Origin of the sequence: Shigella sp. FC1661 (assembly GCF_001712525.1) — a bacterium.
Lineage (GTDB): Bacteria > Pseudomonadota > Gammaproteobacteria > Enterobacterales > Enterobacteriaceae > Escherichia > Escherichia coli.
On sequence record NZ_MDGW01000381.1, the window covers coordinates 1 to 956 of the forward strand.

General features: G+C 54.6%; 1 protein-coding gene. It reads left to right on the top strand.

Features of this window, described 5'->3' with window-relative positions; translation table 11 throughout:
- The coding region (gene tuf, locus BFF42_RS18565; protein WP_000223459.1) for an elongation factor Tu at nucleotides 1–956 on the top strand (956 nt) is incomplete at both ends.

Below are 956 nucleotides of genomic sequence, written 5' to 3' on the forward strand. Positions count from 1 at the left end.
GACACCCCGACCCGTCACTACGCACACGTAGACTGCCCGGGGCACGCCGACTATGTTAAAAACATGATCACCGGTGCTGCTCAGATGGACGGCGCGATCCTGGTAGTTGCTGCGACTGACGGCCCGATGCCGCAGACTCGTGAGCACATCCTGCTGGGTCGTCAGGTAGGCGTTCCGTACATCATCGTGTTCCTGAACAAATGCGACATGGTTGATGACGAAGAGCTGCTGGAACTGGTTGAAATGGAAGTTCGTGAACTTCTGTCTCAGTACGACTTCCCGGGCGACGACACTCCGATCGTTCGTGGTTCTGCTCTGAAAGCGCTGGAAGGCGACGCAGAGTGGGAAGCGAAAATCCTGGAACTGGCTGGCTTCCTGGATTCTTACATTCCGGAACCAGAGCGTGCGATTGACAAGCCGTTCCTGCTGCCGATCGAAGACGTATTCTCCATCTCCGGTCGTGGTACCGTTGTTACCGGTCGTGTAGAACGCGGTATCATCAAAGTTGGTGAAGAAGTTGAAATCGTTGGTATCAAAGAGACTCAGAAGTCTACCTGTACTGGCGTTGAAATGTTCCGCAAACTGCTGGACGAAGGCCGTGCTGGTGAGAACGTAGGTGTTCTGCTGCGTGGTATCAAACGTGAAGAAATCGAACGTGGTCAGGTACTGGCTAAGCCGGGCACCATCAAGCCGCACACCAAGTTCGAATCTGAAGTGTACATTCTGTCCAAAGATGAAGGCGGCCGTCATACTCCGTTCTTCAAAGGCTACCGTCCGCAGTTCTACTTCCGTACTACTGACGTGACTGGTACCATCGAACTGCCGGAAGGCGTAGAGATGGTAATGCCGGGCGACAACATCAAAATGGTTGTTACCCTGATCCACCCGATCGCGATGGACGACGGTCTGCGTTTCGCAATCCGTGAAGGCGGCCGTACCGTTGGCGCGGGCGTTGT